General features: G+C 63.4%; 17 protein-coding genes and 1 tRNA gene. 5 read left to right on the top strand and 13 right to left on the bottom strand.

Annotated elements, in window-relative coordinates; genetic code table 11:
- Positions 1 to 262 precede the first annotated feature (262 nt).
- Positions 263 to 334, top strand: a tRNA-Ala gene (locus OPC11_RS00840).
- A 225-nt stretch (positions 335 to 559) separates the two neighbouring features.
- Here OPC11_RS00840 and OPC11_RS00835 read toward each other — a convergent pair.
- From OPC11_RS00835 to OPC11_RS00825, 3 genes are all read right to left on the bottom strand, one after another.
- A complete protein-coding gene (locus OPC11_RS00835) occupies positions 560 to 775 on the bottom strand; it encodes a hypothetical protein (RefSeq protein ID WP_264780730.1) in 216 nt (71 codons plus the stop codon).
- Positions 776 to 1046: 271 nt separating this feature from the next.
- Positions 1047 to 1211: a hypothetical protein gene (locus OPC11_RS00830; RefSeq protein WP_264780729.1), complete on the bottom strand. Its 165-nt coding sequence runs from the start codon at positions 1209 to 1211 to the stop codon at positions 1047 to 1049.
- A gap of 107 nt (positions 1212 to 1318) precedes the next feature.
- Positions 1319 to 2215, bottom strand: a complete 897-nt coding sequence (locus OPC11_RS00825) for a glycoside hydrolase family 16 protein (RefSeq protein ID WP_264780728.1) — start codon at positions 2213 to 2215, stop codon at positions 1319 to 1321.
- 280 nt (positions 2216 to 2495) lie between these two features.
- On the opposite strand from OPC11_RS00825, the gene OPC11_RS00820 reads away from it, so the two are divergent.
- Positions 2496 to 2921: a methylated-DNA--[protein]-cysteine S-methyltransferase gene (locus OPC11_RS00820; RefSeq protein ID WP_264780727.1), complete on the top strand. Its 426-nt coding sequence runs from the start codon at positions 2496 to 2498 to the stop codon at positions 2919 to 2921.
- On the opposite strand, the gene OPC11_RS00815 is transcribed toward OPC11_RS00820, so the two are convergent.
- Together OPC11_RS00815 and OPC11_RS00810 are read right to left on the bottom strand one after the other, a co-directional pair.
- Positions 2907 to 3791, bottom strand: coding sequence for an iron-sulfur cluster assembly protein (locus tag OPC11_RS00815; RefSeq protein ID WP_264780726.1), 885 nt, complete (start codon positions 3789 to 3791; stop codon positions 2907 to 2909). The genes OPC11_RS00820 and OPC11_RS00815 overlap by 15 nt on opposite strands.
- 2 nt (positions 3792 to 3793) lie before the next feature.
- On the bottom strand, positions 3794 to 4876 hold the full coding sequence (locus OPC11_RS00810) for an amidohydrolase family protein (protein WP_264780725.1): 1083 nt from the start codon (positions 4874 to 4876) through the stop codon (positions 3794 to 3796).
- Between the two features lie 130 nt (positions 4877 to 5006).
- Between OPC11_RS00810 and OPC11_RS00805 the strand changes: the two genes are divergently transcribed.
- A complete protein-coding gene (locus tag OPC11_RS00805; protein WP_007980237.1) occupies positions 5007 to 6050 on the top strand; it encodes an NAD(P)-dependent alcohol dehydrogenase in 1044 nt (347 codons plus the stop codon).
- 73 nt (positions 6051 to 6123) lie between these two features.
- Here the strand turns inward: OPC11_RS00805 and OPC11_RS00800 are convergent, their stop codons facing one another.
- The gene (locus tag OPC11_RS00800) at positions 6124 to 6732 is read right to left on the bottom strand and encodes an EMC3/TMCO1 family protein (protein WP_264780724.1); all 609 of its coding nucleotides are present in this window, start codon (positions 6730 to 6732) and stop codon (positions 6124 to 6126) included.
- Between the two features lie 157 nt (positions 6733 to 6889).
- Here OPC11_RS00800 and OPC11_RS00795 point away from each other — a divergent pair, with 157 nt between their 5' ends.
- Both OPC11_RS00795 and OPC11_RS00790 read left to right on the top strand, forming a co-directional pair.
- Positions 6890 to 7594, top strand: coding sequence for an HNH endonuclease (locus tag OPC11_RS00795; RefSeq protein WP_264780723.1), 705 nt, complete (start codon positions 6890 to 6892; stop codon positions 7592 to 7594).
- 165 nt (positions 7595 to 7759) lie between these two features.
- A complete protein-coding gene (locus OPC11_RS00790; RefSeq protein ID WP_264780722.1) occupies positions 7760 to 9268 on the top strand; it encodes a DUF4448 domain-containing protein in 1509 nt (502 codons plus the stop codon).
- Positions 9269 to 9335: 67 nt separating this feature from the next.
- Here the strand turns inward: OPC11_RS00790 and OPC11_RS00785 are convergent, their stop codons facing one another.
- Genes OPC11_RS00785 through OPC11_RS00755 form a run of 7 tightly spaced genes read right to left on the bottom strand, consistent with a single transcriptional unit; the run spans position 9336 to position 17237 of the window.
- Positions 9336 to 10088, bottom strand: a complete 753-nt coding sequence (locus tag OPC11_RS00785; protein WP_264780721.1) for a hypothetical protein — start codon at positions 10086 to 10088, stop codon at positions 9336 to 9338.
- Positions 10085 to 10558, bottom strand: coding sequence for a hypothetical protein (locus OPC11_RS00780; protein WP_007980231.1), 474 nt, complete (start codon positions 10556 to 10558; stop codon positions 10085 to 10087). Before OPC11_RS00780 ends, OPC11_RS00785 begins: the two co-directional genes overlap by 4 nt.
- Positions 10555 to 11490, bottom strand: coding sequence for a hypothetical protein (locus OPC11_RS00775; RefSeq protein WP_264780720.1), 936 nt, complete (start codon positions 11488 to 11490; stop codon positions 10555 to 10557). Before OPC11_RS00775 ends, OPC11_RS00780 begins: the two co-directional genes overlap by 4 nt.
- The gene (locus tag OPC11_RS00770; protein WP_264780719.1) at positions 11484 to 12110 is read right to left on the bottom strand and encodes a hypothetical protein; all 627 of its coding nucleotides are present in this window, start codon (positions 12108 to 12110) and stop codon (positions 11484 to 11486) included. The genes OPC11_RS00775 and OPC11_RS00770 overlap by 7 nt, the downstream gene beginning before the upstream one ends.
- A complete protein-coding gene (locus tag OPC11_RS00765; protein ID WP_007980226.1) occupies positions 12104 to 12532 on the bottom strand; it encodes a hypothetical protein in 429 nt (142 codons plus the stop codon). The genes OPC11_RS00770 and OPC11_RS00765 overlap by 7 nt, the downstream gene beginning before the upstream one ends.
- Before the next feature lie 2 nt (positions 12533 to 12534).
- On the bottom strand, positions 12535 to 14577 hold the full coding sequence (locus tag OPC11_RS00760; protein ID WP_264780718.1) for a type II secretion system F family protein: 2043 nt from the start codon (positions 14575 to 14577) through the stop codon (positions 12535 to 12537).
- Positions 14574 to 17237 (bottom strand): ATPase, T2SS/T4P/T4SS family, encoded by a 2664-nt coding sequence (locus OPC11_RS00755; protein WP_264781323.1) that lies wholly within the window; start codon positions 17235 to 17237, stop codon positions 14574 to 14576. The genes OPC11_RS00760 and OPC11_RS00755 overlap by 4 nt, the downstream gene beginning before the upstream one ends.
- Positions 17238 to 18010 lie beyond the last annotated feature (773 nt).

The raw sequence follows: 18010 nt of genomic DNA, 5'->3' as shown, positions 1-18010 counted from the left end.
CGGAGAGGTCCGCGATATGTCGGCGAGCGACCGCGAGCGTGGCGGGGGCTTTCGGAAACTGCTTCTCACGGACGCCAATCACCGTTCCAGTAAAAACAACACGTGACGAGCGGACGGAAGCTTTCGCGGTCAGTATCGTGGTCATGTCCGACGTAAAACCGGAATCAGGGACACGAGGAGAGTGGTGTGGTACTCCGCGCCGGGGGTGGGGCGATTTCGAGAGGTTTATCAATGGTCGCACGGAAGAAGTGAATGCAGACGCGGGCTCGTAGATCAGTGGTAGATCACTCCCTTGGCATGGGAGAGGCCCCGGGTTCAAATCCCGGCGAGTCCACTACAACCTTTTACGACGGTCGCATTCAGGAGTGGCAACTGTCGTTGCCACTCCTGTTGGCTCCCTGTAAAAGGTTGATCAAAAGCACTCCTCGCTCCCGTTGGTCGCTCGTCGGCCCGCTCACTTCGTTCGCGGTGCGGAAGAACGATGCCAGCGGACTGTGGCAACTCCAAAATCCGCTCGTCCATCGGGGTTATCCACTCTGCCCGCTAGCGTATGCCTTAACTACTCCTCGTCCAGTTCCAATTCGCTCGCATCAAACTCGCCAGCCAAATACGCCCGCCCTCGCTCGGTAATCCGAAAATGAGACGAATAGTTTGCGTCGCGCTCGATAAACTCACGGGCTTCTAACTCTTCCAAGGCTCGTTTTATGGTTCGATAGCCCGGGTGAAGTTCGTTGTCGAGGACGCCAATCGGGACGGCGATATCGTGGTCGTCCAAGAATTCCAAAACGGGGTCCGTCGCTGTATTCATCCAGCGTCCCCGCTTTCGCCGTGTCATTGACAGAAGCACCACGAGGGAATACTTACTCGGTTTGGTTCGTCATCGTGTTGACATTTTAGATTGTCAAAATGGCAGTTTAGACTGCCAAATTATAAGTCAATACCGTACACTGTTCTCATCACGGAAGCCATCCGCGGGCCACACACTCCTCGTTAGCCCCCGTGGAGAGCCGAAGCGTCGGGAATCGCGCCCGTGGTGGCGTCCGTGTTTACGCGCTCGAACTCATGTGCTCCGAGAACTCACCGGACGATTCGCCCCGAGAACCGTTCCCCGACTGTCCGCGCTGTGGCGCGCCCGTCCTGCTGGTCGTGACGCGCGGGCCGGACACCCACGCGTGCCAGCCCTGTGGCTGTCCGGTCGCTTTGGGAATCACGCCGGGTGCTTCGAAGGGAGATGAATGAGCGCCTGCTGTTCGCACGATGCCGCAAAAGATAGCATTCGACCGTCCCTTCGACGCTCTCCGAAACGCCTCGCGCCTGCTCACACCCAGTCGTAGACTCGGATGTAGTCCACTTCCATGCGCTGGGGGAACTGCGTGCTGGCGTCCGGCGCGCCGGGCCAGTCCCCGCCGACGGCGACGTTGAGCAGGAAGAAGAACGGTCCGTCGTCGAACACCCACTCTCGGCCCGCGTTCTGCGCGTCGTACAGCGTGGTCACGAAGAACTGCTGACCGTCCACGAAGAACTTGATGGCGTCGGGGTACCACGTCAGCGTGAACGTGTGGTAGGCGTCCGAGAACCAGTTGCTTTGGCTGTAGGACCCGCCGACGCCCGCTCCGCCGGAATCGGGACCGTGGATGGTCCCGTGAACGGTGTCCGGGTCGGAGCCGATGAGTTCCATGATGTCGATTTCGCCACAGTCGGGCCACCCGACGGAGCCGATGTCGGACCCGAGCATCCAGATGGCGGGCCAGATGCCCTGTCCGTACGGAAGTTTGGCGCGCACGTCCACACGCCCGTACTGCTTGTTGTACTTGCCTTGTGTCGTCATCCGCGCGGAGGTGTAATCACACCCGCCGTACTGCTCCTCGCGGGCCTCGATGACGAGGTGGCCGTTCTCGGTCCACGCGTTATCGCTCCGATAGTACTGGAGTTCGTTGTTCCCCCACCCGTTGTTGTTCCCGGTCTCGAAGTTCCAGATGCCGGTGTCGATGTACCCGGCATCGAACTCGTCGCGCCAGCTAAGCGTCCAGTCGTTCCCGTCGAACGCCTCGGTGTGGACGTCGTTCGAGGCCGCACTCGCAGTGCCGGTGGCGAACGCGCCACCGAGTGCGACCGCCGCGGTACTCAGGAACTGCCGACGATGAAATCCGCCCGTCGTTCGTTCGCCGTTCGTTACGCTGTCGCCCGTCGATTCGCTTGACTCGTCAGTATTCATGGTATCTCCACTGCGCCGGTAGCCACCGCTCACCCGACTGACTGCCACATGCAGGTGGGTCTCGGTCGCCCACCGACGACAATTCTAATCATCACTTCCAGTACTTAATTATTATTTCTAGAAAGAGTAATTAATATTTGAGGGTGTCGTGTCGCTCGATGTCGAGTGCGTCGCGGAGACGGTCGGGTCGGCTTCGGACGGATTATCAGTTTCAGTCCGAGGTGAGGGGTTATCCGTTCCGACGACCTTCGAGGATCACGGACGAATCGAACACACAGTCATGAACGTCAATATTTTCGAGACTACAATCGACATCGACGAGTCGCTCGTCGCGGAATCGAGCGACGAAATCCGGGACCAGATACGAGAGTACGAATCGGGCGACCGCGTGGAATTCGACCTCCGCGTTACCCTTCCCGACGGGATGACCGGGACCGTGATGAGCGCGATGGCCGACATATCGTACGGAGAAACGCGGACGTACGGCGAACTCGCCACGGCCCTCGATACGACACCCATCGCCATCGGGCAAGCGTGCGGTCGAAACCCCGTCCCGTTGGTGGTTCCCTGTCACCGCGTCGTGGGGAGCGACGGGTCGCTGAAGGGCTATTCGGCGGCTGACGGGACCGCGACGAAACGACGCTTGTTGGACCTCGAAGCGGCGGTCTGTGAACGCTCCCGACAGACGCGGCTACCGACGCGCTGATTCGGAACGACGTGCCTCGTGGAGGGCATCACAGACGCCTCCTTGACCGTCCATGTTCACCCGTGCGAGCCGCGCCCGGCGGTGGACGAGTTCTCCCCGGTCCGGGTCGATGGGGTCGCCCTCCGGCGTCCGAAAGAGGCGGTCGTCGCCGTCGGCGAAACAGCCCACTCGCTCGGCCTTTGCCAGATACCGGTCCAGCGGGTCGGCGTCCACGACGACCGCGAGCGCACCGCCCCGCACGTCGATGGCGACGGACTCCCCGCCGGGGAGACGGTGACAGTCTCCGCGGGACATCGCCGCGATTTGCTCGTGGGTCACCCCCGCCGCCAACAGCGCCTCGACGGCGACGTACTGGCGCGCGAGCCGAGCCTTCGAGTCGAGGGTCGCGCGGGTCGCCTCGATCCCCCCGTCGGCGTCGGGGAACGTCTCCTCGAAACCTCGACCGCCGTTGACCCCCTCCGTGACCTCGCTGGCGTGCATGTGGTCGTTCAGGTGCATCTCACAGCGGGCGACGCCCGGCAGCGACTCGACGGCCTCGCGCCCGTCGATGGCCATCATCCACGCGAAGGCCGGTGAACACCACGCCGTCGGCAGCGTGAAGCTCACCTCGACGTGCGCGCCGGACTCGTCGTTTCTTTCGAGGTCCCCGATTCCGTCGTATTTCCCGATTCTACCGTATTCCCCGGCGCTATCGAGGTCCGTCGGTTCGCCGGGTTCGATGGCGATGTCGTCGATGTATTCGAGTTCGACGATGGACCGGTCGAGTTCGGGGTCGGTCACCTCGTCGAGCGCCGACCGGACGGCCGCGCGGGTCGGATTCCGTCCGCCGTCTCGCTCCGAACCGTCGGAGTTCGAATCGTCCGCGGACATCGTTAGTCGGCCGCCGTGGAGTCCGTCGTCTCGTAGTGGGTTTCCAAGCCGAACTGTTCGGTGATGGCGTCCTCGCGGAACTGACGCTTTTTCTCCTCGATGTCGATGTCGTACAACTGGGCGGCGTTCTCGCCCATGATTTTGCGCATGACTTCGGGCGTCAACTCCACCCCGTACTCGTCCTTCTGGTCGTCCGTCAGTTCCGCGTTCATCACCGTCTCGACCAACCAGTCGGGGTTCCACAGCGCGTAGTCGCTCCCGAACAGCAGGCGGTCCTCGCCGAGCCAGTAGAGCAGTTCGCCCATGATTTCGCCGAACTTCCGCGGGCGGTTCTGTGCCATCGGCGCGGCCACCGCCAACCCGCCGTACACGTTGGGTTCTTGGGCGGCCAGCCAACAGAAGTCGTCCAGCCGCGGCAGCCCGACGTGTTCGACGACGAAGTTGAGGTCCGGGAACGACGTGGCGGCGTCGTCCACGTCCTTCACGTCGAAGGCGTCCTTGTTCAGCGGCCGAATCGTCGGTCCCTTGTGCGGGTGGATGTTCTCGATACCCAACTCGGCGCACTTCTCCAAGAACTCGAAGGACTCCTCGCTGTCGAGTCGCCAACCCTTCGAATCGCCGAGCCACTCGGCGGTGTAGAGTTTCACGCCTTGGATGTCGAACTCCTCCTTCTGGCGTTCGAGTTCCCGCAGTCCCTCCTCACCCTCGCGGGGGTCGAAGCGACCGTTGACGATGAAGCGGTCCTCGTGGTCGTCGGCGAAGTCGGCGTTCCTATCGACCGTGTTGAACCCCTCGTCGTAGAACTCCTCCAAGTGCGTGGGTTGGAAGATTCCCATATCGACCGCACCGTTGCCGAACAGGTCCTCGATCATGCGCTCTTGCGAGTATTTCCGGTACTCCTCCAGCGTCCACTCGCGTTCCGCGGGCGTGAATCCGGTGTGATAATCGTAAAAACACCGGATGAACTGCTCGCCGCCCTCGTGGATGATGTTTTCTTCGCTCGCGTCCCAAAAGTGAATGTGGGAGTCGATGACGAACACGTCCTCCTCGTTCTCCCATCGGCCGTCTCCGGTTCCGCGGTACATATCGACCCCATGGACGGCTTGCTAGCACATAACAGTCATTTACAATCATGTTATATATGCTACCAAACACATATCCTGATTGAGTAGTGCACGAATATTTATGCGTAATTCGACGGTTATTCTACGCGCCATGGAAGCCGCACGCCTGCACGAGTACACCGAGGATATGGAACACGCGCTCAGCATCGACGAGGTAGACCGCCCGGAGCCGAGTCGGTCGAATCACGTCGTGGTCGAAGTCAAAGGCGCGGGGTGGTGTCAGACCGACAACCACGTCATCGAGGGGATGTGGACGGAGTACGTGGACCAGGACCTCCCGATGACGCTCGGGCACGAGAACGCCGGGGAGGTGGTCGAAGTCGGCGGCGAGGTCCACACCGTCGAGGAGGGTGACACGGTTATCTGCCATCCGGTGATGACGTGCGGCCAGTGCCGTCAGTGCCGCCTCGGCGAGGACATGTACTGCGAGAACGTCCAGTTCCCCGGCCTGACGACCGACGGCGGATTCGCCGAATACCTGCTGACCAACGAGCGGGCGGTCATCCCGCTCCCCGACGGGGTGGACCCCGTGGACATCGCGCCCCACGCGGACGCGGGAATCACGGCCTACCACGCGGTCAAGAAAGCCACCCGAGAACTCAACCCCGGCGACCACGCCGTCGTCATCGGCGTCGGCGGACTGGGCCACATCGGCCTCCAGTGTCTGGACGCGATGAGCGCCGTCGAAATCACGGCCCTCGACGTGAAGGAGGACGCCCGCGACTTGGCCGACGGACTCGGCGCACACCACACGGTGGACCCGAGTTCGGAGGACGTCCCCGACACCATCGCGGACATCACCGACGGAGCGGGTGCCGAGCAAGTCATCGACTTCGTTGGCGCGGACGAGACGACTGGCTACGCCCCGGACATCGTTGCCCCCGGCGGCGACCACCACGTCGTCGGCTACGGCGGCCACATCCACGAACCGTCCCAGTCGCTCGTTGACGGCGAGTTCGCCTACCGCGGAACGCTGGTGGGCAAGTACACGGAGCTACAGGAACTAGTCAAACTCGTCGAACGCGGCGACGTCACGCTGCACACGACGAGATACGGCCTCGACGACATCAACACCGTCGCCGAAAAACTCGAACACGGCGAAATCGAGGGCCGTGCGGTCATCATGCCGTCGTAGGCGGTTCGCCGGGTTGGGGTGTGGAGGAATTCCGGTCCCGGTTTCCGTTCGCTCGTCGTCCGTCCTCCTCCGGTCACGCGAGGACGCGCGACAGCACGCGCCGCGAGACGAAACTGAACGACATCGATCCGCCGAGATACCAGACGAGCCAGACCTTCACCGGCCCGACGAGGGTGGCGGTCAGCGCGACGTGCCCGACGACGGGGAGCGAGAGCGCGACCGGAACCGTCGCCGCCGCGGGATTCGCCATCGCCCAGCGAATCCACAGGAACACCGGTATCGTGAGCAACATGCTCCACACCAAGGGACGGAACTGTAGTTTCAGCATCGCCACCCACGACCGCATCAGTTCGCGTTGGTCGTCTTCGAGAGCCCCCGCATCGTCGCCGTCCGGCGGGGACTGCAGTTTCTCCTGCAGGATTTTCATCCGCTCCTGTAATCGCTCCATCGCGTCGGAATCTCGGAGGAGGAGCTGAAGAGTCGTCGAGTACAGTCCGGTCGCACCGGCCAACCCGAACAGGAACACCGAGGTGGGAACGAGCGCCGCGAACGGAGCGAGAACGACGTCGAACGCCGCCACGACCGCGCTTTGAACCGGTACGAGGTAGTAACCCGTCATGAGGACGAGCGCGAACACGCCAGCCAGTTTGTCGTACACCGTCCAGCCGTTTTCGAGGACCATATCACGACACATTTGTTGTTTAAACATCAATTTTGTCCTCGATTATCTTCGTTCGACTGAATCGCGGTTCGTCGCGTTTCGAATTCGTCCTTCGTCGCGTTTCGCAATCGTTCGGGGAGCGACAGGATCTATATACTACCGATCCGTCCACCGCGGCATGGTCACGTGGCGGAACGCCGTTCGCGTCGAGCTCGCACGGTATCGCACGCACACCGGAAGTTCCGTCTTCACCCTCGACGAGGTGTACGCGAACAGCATCGACCACCTCCGAACGCGATTTCCGGGGAACGACCATCCCGAGGCGAAGGTTCGGCAAATCCTCCAGCAACTCCGTGACCGCGACGAAATCGAGTTCGTGGACGACACGGGGCGCTACCGAATCGCGTCGCTCGACCTCTCGGACATCGACGCCGCCGAGTTCGACCGCATCGCCGATGCGAGACCGGACGCCCCCGCCGAACTCCCCGAGGGAACCGACGACCCGGAGCGGGTCCGACGGACCGTCGAGACGGTTACGAGAAACCGGAAGGTAGTCGAACGGCTCAAGGAGCGCTACGACTACGAGTGTCAGCTCTGTGGGACTCGCCGCCGACGAAGCCGAACCGAGGGCTACGCGGAAGCGCACCACATCGAACCGCTCGGTGGCCCCCATTTCGGCCCGGACATGCCGGAGAACCTCCTCGTCGTCTGCCCCAACCATCACCGCGATTTGGACTACGGGTTGCTCCGAATCGACCCGAAAACCCACGAACTGGACCACGCGTACGACGGGTCCGTGGGGGACACCCTGACCGTTCGAAAGGGCCACGCCGTCGGTAGCGAGTTTCTCCGCTACCACAACGAACGAATCGCCGACTTCTGAGGGAATCTCGCACGTCCCGTCCGATTCCCAACCATTCGTTTCTATTGACTTTTTGGTATAGATTTATGCAGTTTCGAAGTGGAAAACGAAACGATGACACATCGGAAATCGGACATACAATCGAAAAATCGCCGTGGGCAGTCCCCTCTCATCGGTGTCGTTTTGATGATCGGATTGGTGACGGTTTCCGTCGTCGGGGTCCTCCTCATCGGGTCGTCGGCCGTTCATCAGATTCGGGGGACGGTCGGCGTGCAGAACGCGGAGCACGCGATGCGGGAGGCGGACGCCAGATTGAGCCAAGTCGCCTTCGGAACGAACGACGAGCACATCCTCGATTTCGGCGGACAGGACGGGAACGTCGAAGTCACGAACGACGGGGCGATGACCATCTCGCTCGTGAACGGGTCGAACCCGGCGTGTAGCAGGCGAATCGAATTCGGTGCCATCGAGTATCACGGCGCGGACGGCGAAGTCGTTGCGTATCAGGCGGGCGGCGTCTGGAAACGAACCGAAAACGGGAGCGTCATGATTTCGCCGCCGGACATGCAGTACCGGAACGGCACCTTCAGTTTTCAGTTGGTGAACGTCACCGGGTCCGCCAGCGGTCCCGTCGAGCGACTCCGCGCGACGAAGAACGTCACGGCGTCCCGCGCCGACAGCGAGGCGTTCCGCGAGACGTTCGACGCCCCGCGGTGTACCCCGCCGGACAACGCGACGCTCACCGTCGAGAGCGACTACTACCGGGCGTGGGCCGACTTTTTCCGAACCCACGTCGATGGTGGGACCGTGGCAGTGGACGACGCGAACGAAACCGCGTCCCTGACGGTTATTCTGAGCGGTTCGACGGCCGAAAGCGACGACAACAGCGTCAGCACCCAACGAAACGCCTCGGTGAGCGTGGACGTTCTCGGGACCGAAATCTCCTCCGGGGGCAACCTGAACTGGGTCCAAAACGACACGACCGGCGAGTGGGAGGTCCACGGCACGAAGCGCAACGCTCCCATCAACATGCGCATCAACGTCGGCGACGACACGTACGAGCCGTGGGGCGATGGCGTCGGGCCGACGGACGTCATCAGACACGATATCAACGACCCGACCAACGGCGAGCACTATCACTTCTCCGAGAACGTGACCGCGGGCGACGTCATCAGCGTGGAGGGGACCGCGTACGGTATCGGCTCCGTCGATTGGGGTTCGTCGGCGACGAAGCGGCTCAACCAGTACGAGTCCGGCGGGGAGCGGTACGATTACGTCTGGGAATCCTACCGGACCGACTACGAAGGGTCGCTGATGACCAACATCGTCGTCGAAGCCGATGGAACGGGGACGAACGAGGGGAACGTCGTGCTCCTCTCGGACGGGATGGCGGTACCGGGCTACGGCTCCGCGAACCCCGAACAGCGGAACATGTCCCAGATGCTCGGCGGCCGCATCAACGACACCGGCTACCTCGACCTCGACCCGAACGAGTTCGTGTTGGTGTACGAACTCTCCTGTCCCGACGCCACCACCGACGACATCGGGACGGGGAAATGCGGCAGCGGCGATCCCGATTACAACGACGCGGTGGTCCTCATCTCGATTCACGAGGACGGCAGCGTCGGCGAACCCGAGGACTTCCGCATCCACGTGACGATGAATCAGGTCACCATCGAGCGAGCCGACGGGTGAAAACCGCTTGTAAACGGGAAACGCGATGACGGCGGCCAGTTCGAAACGAGAAACGCGATGGGAATTGTCAGTCCCGGACGGAGAACGCGACGGTCGTCTCGCGGACGACCGCCCGTCGGGTGTGACATTCGTACCACGACCCGTTTTTCGACCAGCCGGTACCCTCGAAGTACCGACGCCACGCCGCGTCGTTCGGCGACGACGCGACGGTTATCCTGACCGTCGTGGCTTGCGCCGCGTCCTGTGGCGTCGAGTCGGTCGGGAAGACCAGTTCCTTCGATGCGGTTCGTCCGACGAGGAGCACGGACCCGTCCGTGCGAAGCGCGGACGGTCCCCCCGCACCGACGACCGACACCGACGAGACGAACGCCCGGTCGGGACCGCACGCGAACGCCGGAGGGCGGAGGGTGACGCTTCCACCGTCGCTCCGACCGAAGACGGCTCCCGCTTCGTACCGAACGACGCTCCCGTCGAACGAGTAGACGAGCGATCCGTGCGACAGCGTTCGGTTGAGCGTCACCGCGGACGGACTCGTCTGGTCGACCACGACGCGAAGCTCCGTCTCGTTCTCGACCGAAAGCGACCCGCCCGACAGACGAATCTCACCGGCGCGAGCGGGCGCACGACCGCGTTGCAGGTCGTCGAACGTCGTCGCCAGCGCTGAAAACGCTCGCTGGGCGTTCCGCGACTGTTCCGCGTTTCGAGCGCTCGTCAGCGACCCGACCCCGCTGACGTAGAGGATACCGACCGACGCGACGATTATCGAGAAGATGAAGATGAACCCCAGCACCTCGCTCACGCCCCGTTCGTCGAACGTCATGGTTTCGTCACCCCGAGCGTTCCGTTCACCGCGTCGTATTCGATGACGACGGTGCCGCCGGACACCCGCCCCGGTTGCACGGGCGTCGCAGTGGCGAACGGCACCGTCACGGTCACGTCGTCGGTCGAGAGGACGAGACACTGCTGGGTGGAACACGGCGGCGTCCCGCCGGTCACGAGTTCGACCGCGTAGTACCTCCCCGCGACCTGTTCGGGGTGGCGCGCCCGCAGTCGAACCGCGGGGTCGTCGCCCGCCTGCACGAGGACGTCAACGCTCGTCAACTCGCCCGCCATCCGCTCGCCGACGACGCCGAGTTCGTTCCGCACCGCTTGCGTTCGCTGGTTCTCCACGAGACCCCCGGCGGCGGTGATGAGTCCGCCGAGGAGCACCGCGGTGATGGCCATCGTCAGGACGTACGTGACCGTTGTCGAGACCGCCCGGTCGTCCGCCGTGAGTCGCGTCGGAATCATGGTTCGTAGAGGGTGGTGTGTATCCGCGTTCCGTAGGTCAGTTCCGGCGTCGCGTAGGTCAACCGCACCGCGAAGTCGTAGACGACGTACGTTCGATACGGCGACGCCGAGGAACCGGTGTGCACCGCCCCGGAGGGAATCGTCGCGTCGGTCCCGTTGAGGACTATGGAGTAGTTCCCGCTCGCGTTCACGCCGTTCCGGTACTCGACGTCGTAGCCGTCGCCCACGCCGTCGGCGAACGTGAACGAACATCCACCCGCCGAGCCGTTTCGGAGGTCGATTCGAACGCGCTCCGCGGCGACCGGACAACTCGCCGTCGGCGTCGCGGAGCCGTTCGTTCGGACGACGACGTTCGTCCCGTTTCGGTAGACGGAAAGCGTCCAGTCGGCGGCTCCGTCGGTCGTCGTCACCGCGAAGGCCGTGTCGGGGTCGGTCGAGAGCGACGACCGGTTCACCGTGGCGACGTACCGCCGAACGTCCGCGTTGCGCGCGACCGTCCAGTTGCTCCCGTCGCCCGCGTCCGAGAAGTTGCCGCCGGAATCCTGTTCGATGCCGGTCCCGACCGTTTCGTCGGTGACGGAGAGGTTCAGCGACGCCGGAGCGCGCCGGGCGATTCGAAGCCCGATGAGCGTCCCGTACTCCGCGACGCTCCCGTTGACGGCGGTTCGGACCGCGCTCGGCGAGTCGTATCGCGCGTCGTCGTTCACCCGCCGGACCAGCGAGCCGACGTCCTCCCGAACGAGCGTCTGTGCGTCCCGCACGTCTTGCGTGGCCGAAATCGGCTCCCGATTGGCGACGTTCTCCGCGTAGAGGACGCTGTTGAGGACGACGACCACGCCGACCAGCGCGATGGCGATGACGACTGCTCCGACGAGGATGAGTTGTCCCCGGTCGTCGCCGCGGAGGCCTCGTCGTTCGGCGTCGGCTACCATACGACCAACCGCACCTCCACGACGTTGTAGACGACGCCATCGCTGGCGTCGGGCGCGTAGAACCCGCCGGAGCCGAGCGCTTCGAGCGTCGCGTTTCCGGCGTCCTCCGGCGCGGTCAACCACTGGTCGTCGTACAGAACCACGTCGCGGGTGGCCGTCACCGCGTTCGCCGACGGAACCCCGCGGTAGACGACGCGCTCCGTGGCGGTTTCCGTCGGGTCGCTCGCCAGCTGGTAGGTCACGTAGAGGTTGTACGTGTAGCCGCGGGCGGTGAACACGTCGCGGAGCGTCTCGCCGAACGAATCGCACGTCCCGTCCGGCGAGACGGTCGGGGCACACGGCGGGTGGGTTCCGTATCCCACGTCGGTTCCGTTCGTGTAAGCGAACCCGCCGCTCGCGTTCCAGTAGCGGGTGAGGTTTCGAAGCGCTCCGTCGGTGTCGGCGGTTCGAAGCGCGTCGTTCGCCTGCACCCGGAGTTGTGCTTTCACGTCTTGGTCCACCGTCCCCGCCGTCGTCGGCGTCAGCACGATGGACTGAAAGACGAAGAGCAGCGCGGTCAACACGACGAGCGCGCCGACGAACCCTTCCAGCGTGTACGCCTGCCCCCTGTCGTCTACCATACTCTCACCGTCAGTCGGTAGGTTTTCGCGCCGATTCGCACGACCCGGCCCGTCGCGGCAGTCGGGTGCTCGCCCGGCGCGTCGCCCGCGGTCCACGCGACGGTTCGCGTCGCCTCCTCGACGACGGTGACGTTGACGTCCGTGGTCCGCGGGAAGCCGAGCGTCTCGCGGAGTTCGGTTTCGTTCCGCTGGAAGAACGTCGCGGTCCGAGCCTGGTCGAGCACGTTCGGGTGACCATCGACGGAGAGGTTCCCGACGATGAACGTCGCGCCGCGGCTCGCCCGAGCGGTGGTCGAATCGCCAATCGGTGCGTTGAACGGGGTGAAGATACCCGGCAGGAACGCGACGACGAACGCCACCGTCAGCAGGAAGACGCTGATGCCGAGCACGTAGTCGTTCAGCGTCTGGCCTCTGTCGTCCATCGTCAGCCGACCACCACCCAAACTCCGAGCGCGGTCGTCGCCAGCGCGACCGAGAATTTGACGCCCGACAGGAGGTCGGCGTCGCGGATGTAGCCGCTGATGAATCCCGAGAGGATGGCTTGTATCGTCACCGCGTGGAAAAAGAGCATCGAGAGCGTCTCGGTATCGATGCCGTCGCCGAAACTCATGCCGGACGAACTCATGCTCGCTCCGGACGCGCCGTTTCCGCCCGCACTCGCCGAGAGGTTCGCCATCACGTCGAGGAACTGGGTCTTCAAAATCGCCATCACCGCGAGCAGGGTGAGGTACGTCATGATGATGATGACGACCTGCATGCGGGCGCGGGAGCGGCGCTCCCGCGCGATGTCGTCCTGATTCTCGCTCGTCTGCGCCGCCGTCGTCAGAACCGCCGTAATCTGGCTCGACGCCTCCTGTGCCTTGCTGATGAGTTTCACCGTTCGGGCGAGTCGCGGAATGTGGTATCGGTTGTTGAACTCGATGAGCGCCGCTTTCATGCCCATGCCGTATTCGACTTTGGCGTGAATCCGGTCGAACTCGTCGGCGAGTTTCCCCGAGGACGTTTCGGCCACGTTCTTGACGGATTCGAGCAGCGTCAGACCGGTGTCGTTCGCGCTCGACAGCTTACGCAGGTCGTCCGAGAGCTTTCGTATCACCTTGTGGCGCGACCGGACGTTCCACTCGCGGAAGACGGCGAGCGGGACCCCGTTCACGTACAGCGGGATGTAGACGTAGACGAACGTCGTCCACGTCGGGTTCGCCCGCAACCCCTCGACGGACGAGGCCACCGTCCCCGTCCACACCGCGCTGGCGACCAGCACCATCGAGGTCGGGAGCGTGATGCCGAGGACGTACAGCGGGTTGTCGCGGAAGAAGACGTGCGGCCGTTTCAGCAGTTCGAGGGTGGTGTGCGTTCCCTCTCGGCTTTTGATTCGGTCGAAGACGGAGAACTCGCCGACGAACTCCTCGACGAGGCCGAGGTGGAGGAGTCCCGCCCCGGAGACCGTTTCGAGGCGGTCGCCGCCGTCGCCGGAGTCGAGGAAGCCGTCACCCACCTCGTCCTGTTTCACGGTCGAGACGAGCACGAGAAAGCCGACGCCGGTGAGCGGAATCAGGGCGTACACCGTTCCGTAGAGCAGCATCTCCTGTGCCTTTCCGAGCATGCTCATGATGACGAGGATGATGATGAGCAACAGGGGAAACAGCGAGAGCGTCATGTACATCTCGCCGAACAGTTCCAGCGTTTCGAGCGTCAACTCCTGTTCCTGTTTCGCCGTCCGCATGTGCTTGTCCTTCTTGTCGTCCAGAAACCGGGTCATGTTCCCGCCGCTGTTGATTATCGAGAGCATGTCGGTGAAAAACTGGGACAGTTCGTCGCTCGGCGTTTCGAGCGCCCGCTTTCTGATGGCGTTGCGGTAGTCGATGTCGAAGTACTCCGTTTCCTGCACGACGCTCTGGAACTCGCGGGACACCTCGCCGTAGGTGTCGTCCGCCTTCGCCATCGCCTCCAGAATCTCCAGTTGGTTCAGCCCGCCGATGGAGAGGGCGTACATGAACGAGATGGCGTCCGGCAGAAGCATGTTGATTTCCCGCTTTCGCGCCCCGGCGCGGCTGTACGGGATGACGAGCACCGTTCCGAATCCGGCCAGAAACCCGACCGCACCGAGGACGACGCCGGTGCCGAACACCAACGCGGGAACCTTGAGCGCGTTCAGCGCCTCGGCGACAGTTCCGGAGACCGGCATGCCGATCCAAACCCCGGTGCCGACGACGCCGAACCGCAAGAGGAGATAGCCGACGAACAGCCCGACCAGCCACAGGGCGAGTCCGGCGAGCGTTCCGATGGCGAGGCCGCGCGAGAGGTACAGCTCCGCCGTCTCTGACATCCGCGCCTCGGCTAACTTCCCTTCGAGGTCGGCGACGAAATCGCTGTTCTCTGGGAAGATACGGTCGTACAGCGGGTAGAAGGCGTCGGCGAGGACGTCCGCGCTCGAACCGTCCCCCGCCGACGCGGAGCCGAGGCTCATCGCTCGTCCTCCGGTTCCCCGCTCGGGGCGACCGTCTCGTCAGTTTCGTCGCTTCGGTTCGTCCGTTCCTCCACGTCCGAACCATCCTCGTCATCCCGTTCCTCCACGTCCACACCGTTCGTATTCGCTCGTTCTTCCACATCCGTACCGTCCGCGTTCGCTCGTTCCACCTCGTCGGAAACCGTCGCCTCTTCGAACCCGCCGAACGGGTCGTCGTCGAGCGTCGGTTCCGGGTCGAGTTCGGAATCGAGGTCGGTGTTCCCGCCGAGGGCGTTCGGTGGAACGTCGGTCGCCGGGGCTTCGGTCGGTTTCGCCGTGTCCGCTAGCGCGACCGCGAGGCCCTCGTTCGGGACGTACACGTCTCGATACCGGTCGAAGAGCCGGTCATCCGCCTCGGCGAGGATGTCCGCGGAGAGGTCGGCGATTTCTTCGGTCGGGTCGGGCCGCGGGACCATCTCCTCCTTCTCGGGGTCGATGTCGATGAGCACGCTCTCCATCTCGCGGAGGTCCGCGAGGCTGTCTTCCAGCGCGTCGTTCGCCACCAGCGCGAGGATGGTGTCCGGGTCGTTGATGAACGCCTGAACCGTCGCCGCGACCTGCGTGTACTCGTTCAGACCGTTGTCGATGAGGTAGGCGAGAATCGTCCGGCGTTTCAGGAGTTCCTCGTCCAACCGCGATTGGTCCCACCCGCGGTCGAACTTGATCTCTTCCAGCGTGTTCGACCCGGTGAGCGGTTCGTGTTCGTCCGTCTCGGCGCGCCACTGGAACACGTCTTTGACGTTGATTTCGTCGTTCTCCGTGTCGTAGTGGTTGATTTCTGTCAGCGATTTCGTCCGGCGCACCTTGCTCCCCTTCACCCGCGTCTGCGTCTGGACGGACACCAAATCGAGCGCGGTGAACAGCGTCTTCGAGACGTTGATGGGTTCCGTGGTGAACCGTTTCAGCACCTCGCCCACGGTGTCGGCGTGGAACGTCGTGTAGGTCGTGTGTCCCGTGGACATGACCTGAAAGAGCGTCCGCCCTTCCTCGCCCCGAATCTCGCCCATCACGATGTAGTCGGGGCGTTGGCGGAGCGCGGCCTCCAGCAGGTCGAACTCGTCCACGTCGCCCTTGTCGTCGTCCGAAAACGAGGGGCGCGTGACGCTCGCAATCCAGTTGCGCTGGGGGAGTTCGACCTCGCGCGTGTCCTCGATGGAGACGATTTTGGTGTTGCTGGGGATGAACAGCGAGACGGCGTTGAGGCTCGTTGTCTTCCCGGACGCGGTACCACCGGCGAAGATGAGCGACCGGTGGTTCTCGATGGCCAACCAGAGGAACGCCATCTCCTCCAGCGAGAAGGTGTTCCAGTTGATGAGGTCGATGGGCGTGAACGGCACGTCCTTGAACTGCCGGATGGTGTAGTTCGTCCCGTGGTCGGACACCTCGCGCCCGAGCGTCAACTGGGCACGGGACCCGTCGGGCAGCGTGGCATCGACCTGCGGTTGACGCTTGCTGATACCCTTTCCGGAGCGCTGGGCGAGTTTGACGACGAAATCGTCCAACTCGGTCTCCTCGTGGAAGACGTTCGTGATGACCTGCTCGTAGTCCGAGTGGTAGACGAACACCGGCGAGTTGTAGCCGTCACAGGAGATGTCCTCCACGTTGATGTCGTGTTTGATGCCGTCGATGCGCTCGTAGCCGATGAAGTTCCGCTTCAGGACGTACAGCAGTTTCTCGACCTGGTACTCCGTCAGCGTGTCCGCGTCCTCCTCCAACAGGGCGGGTTCCGGCCGGGCCATGATGCCGTCGAGTTCGCCACCCTCGTCGTCCACTTCGTGCTCCTCGATGGTCTCCTCGATTCGGGTTCGAACCGCCCGGCGAAGGCTCTCGTCCCCGGCACGTTCGCGGAGAAGTTCGTCCCACCGCGTCCGAAATTCGCCGAGACGCCCCCCTCCGGCGGCCGTCGCCGGGTCGTCAGGGGAAGTCGGTTCGACCGATTCCGCTGTCGATTCCGTCGCCGGTCCCGTTTCCGGTTTCGTCGCTGCTATCGTTTCGGCCGCCTCAGATTCGGCGGTCTGGGCGACGGTTTCGACCGCCTCGCCGTCTGCGTTTCCTCCGTCGGTTTCCTGACCGTCCTCGGGAGTGTCGCCCTTCGCTTCGGTTTCCAGTTCTCCCGCCTCCTCTCCTTCTTCGGATTCGTCACCGTCGGTCTCCTCGGCTTCGTCGGTCCTTTCTCGTTCCTTCTCCGTTTCTTCCGCTTTCTCGGCCTCTTCGTGCTCGCGTTCTCCCTCCGAATCGCCGTCTCCGTCCGCTTCGCCTTCGGGTGTGTCGTCCTCGTCGGACTCGTCAATTGCCGACCTCTCGGTCACATCTCCATCTTCGTCCGTTTCGTCGGAGGTCGGTGCGTTCGGCACCGATTCCGCGCTCGACTCCGATTCCGAATTCGGTTCCGATGTCGAATCCGAATCCAAATCCGACGCCGAATCGGTCGATTCGACGCCGCTCGTCCGCGTCCCTCGGAGGCTTTCCACGTACGGTTCCGCCCGTTCGCGGAGGGTTCGAAGCGTCTCGTCGGTGCGGGTTTCGATCTCCGCGGAGTATCGCGTCCACGTCTCGCGGGCGTGGTCGTACCCCGAAAGCGTTCCCTTGAGAAGGTCGGCGATTTGGTCGTCGTCGAGCATGTACAGGTCGTAGCGCGACAGAAGGCGAAGCGCCTCGCGCTCGATGACGTCCTCGCGGGCCTCTTCGTCGGCTTCGACGACCACCTCGTCGCTCGCGTACTTGATGGAAGTCCTGAGTTTGCCGGTCAGAAACTCCCGCAGGTCCTCCTCGATTCGCGTCCGGTGCGGCTCCACGAGGTAGTACTTCGTCTCGTTTTCCTTCTCGGAGTGGAAGATGATGACGAACGAGTAGGGTTTGTTCACCCAGTAGCGGTCCACCTCGCGGAAGTGGCTCTTCTTCGGGAGCGCGACCGCTTTCTCCAAATCGTAGCGGTTGACGACCGTGGTGTACCCTTCGACGGTCGAAAAGAAGGCGTCCTCGTCCAGTTCCTCGGGAACGTCGAGCGTCCGCTCGTCCTCGATTTCGAGGAGCTTCCGCGCCTTCGCGGCCCCCTCGGAGAGCAAGCCCGGCAGGTCTTCCTCCTCGAAGCCGAGCCAGTCCGCTTTCTCGAATTCGATGACGGTGCCGTCCTCGTCGCGGGGCTTTTCGTGCGGCTTCTCGCGGTCCGGGTCGTAGTAGTACTCGTACCGGAAGTGCTCCCAGAGGTATTCGCCGACCGTGACCGGCGTGGTTGCGGGGTCGAGAAACGCCTCGAATCGGTCGCTCCCGCGGTTTCCGGCGAACGCTCCGCGAAAGAGCCGTTCGGGGAGTTCGTCGGGGTCGAAACCGAGCCACTCGGCTTTCTCGAATTCGATGACGGTGCCGTCCTCGTCGCGGGGCTTTTCGTGCGGTT

The sequence above is a fragment of the Haladaptatus sp. T7 genome, from assembly GCF_026008575.1.
GTDB lineage: Archaea > Halobacteriota > Halobacteria > Halobacteriales > Haladaptataceae > Haladaptatus > Haladaptatus paucihalophilus.
The sequence above is the reverse complement of the archived record's forward strand: the minus strand, read 5'-3'. Positions and strand labels throughout refer to the sequence as shown.

Coding starts and splice junctions, on each gene's coding strand:
- OPC11_RS00825 (WP_264780728.1), bottom strand. CDS start 2,215: ATGAATACTGACGAGTCAAGCGAATCGACGGGCGACAGCGTAACGAAC.
- OPC11_RS00820 (WP_264780727.1), top strand. CDS start 2,496: ATGAACGTCAATATTTTCGAGACTACAATCGACATCGACGAGTCGCTC.
- OPC11_RS00815 (WP_264780726.1), bottom strand. CDS start 3,791: ATGTCCGCGGACGATTCGAACTCCGACGGTTCGGAGCGAGACGGCGGA.
- OPC11_RS00810 (WP_264780725.1), bottom strand. CDS start 4,876: ATGTACCGCGGAACCGGAGACGGCCGATGGGAGAACGAGGAGGACGTG.
- OPC11_RS00805 (WP_007980237.1), top strand. CDS start 5,007: ATGGAAGCCGCACGCCTGCACGAGTACACCGAGGATATGGAACACGCG.
- OPC11_RS00800 (WP_264780724.1), bottom strand. CDS start 6,732: ATGGTCCTCGAAAACGGCTGGACGGTGTACGACAAACTGGCTGGCGTG.
- OPC11_RS00795 (WP_264780723.1), top strand. CDS start 6,890: ATGGTCACGTGGCGGAACGCCGTTCGCGTCGAGCTCGCACGGTATCGC.
- OPC11_RS00790 (WP_264780722.1), top strand. CDS start 7,760: ATGATCGGATTGGTGACGGTTTCCGTCGTCGGGGTCCTCCTCATCGGG.
- OPC11_RS00785 (WP_264780721.1), bottom strand. CDS start 10,088: ATGACGTTCGACGAACGGGGCGTGAGCGAGGTGCTGGGGTTCATCTTC.
- OPC11_RS00780 (WP_007980231.1), bottom strand. CDS start 10,558: ATGATTCCGACGCGACTCACGGCGGACGACCGGGCGGTCTCGACAACG.
- OPC11_RS00775 (WP_264780720.1), bottom strand. CDS start 11,490: ATGGTAGCCGACGCCGAACGACGAGGCCTCCGCGGCGACGACCGGGGA.
- OPC11_RS00770 (WP_264780719.1), bottom strand. CDS start 12,110: ATGGTAGACGACAGGGGGCAGGCGTACACGCTGGAAGGGTTCGTCGGC.
- OPC11_RS00765 (WP_007980226.1), bottom strand. CDS start 12,532: ATGGACGACAGAGGCCAGACGCTGAACGACTACGTGCTCGGCATCAGC.
- OPC11_RS00760 (WP_264780718.1), bottom strand. CDS start 14,577: ATGAGCCTCGGCTCCGCGTCGGCGGGGGACGGTTCGAGCGCGGACGTC.
- OPC11_RS00755 (WP_264781323.1), bottom strand. CDS start 17,237: ATGCTCGACGACGACCAAATCGCCGACCTTCTCAAGGGAACGCTTTCG.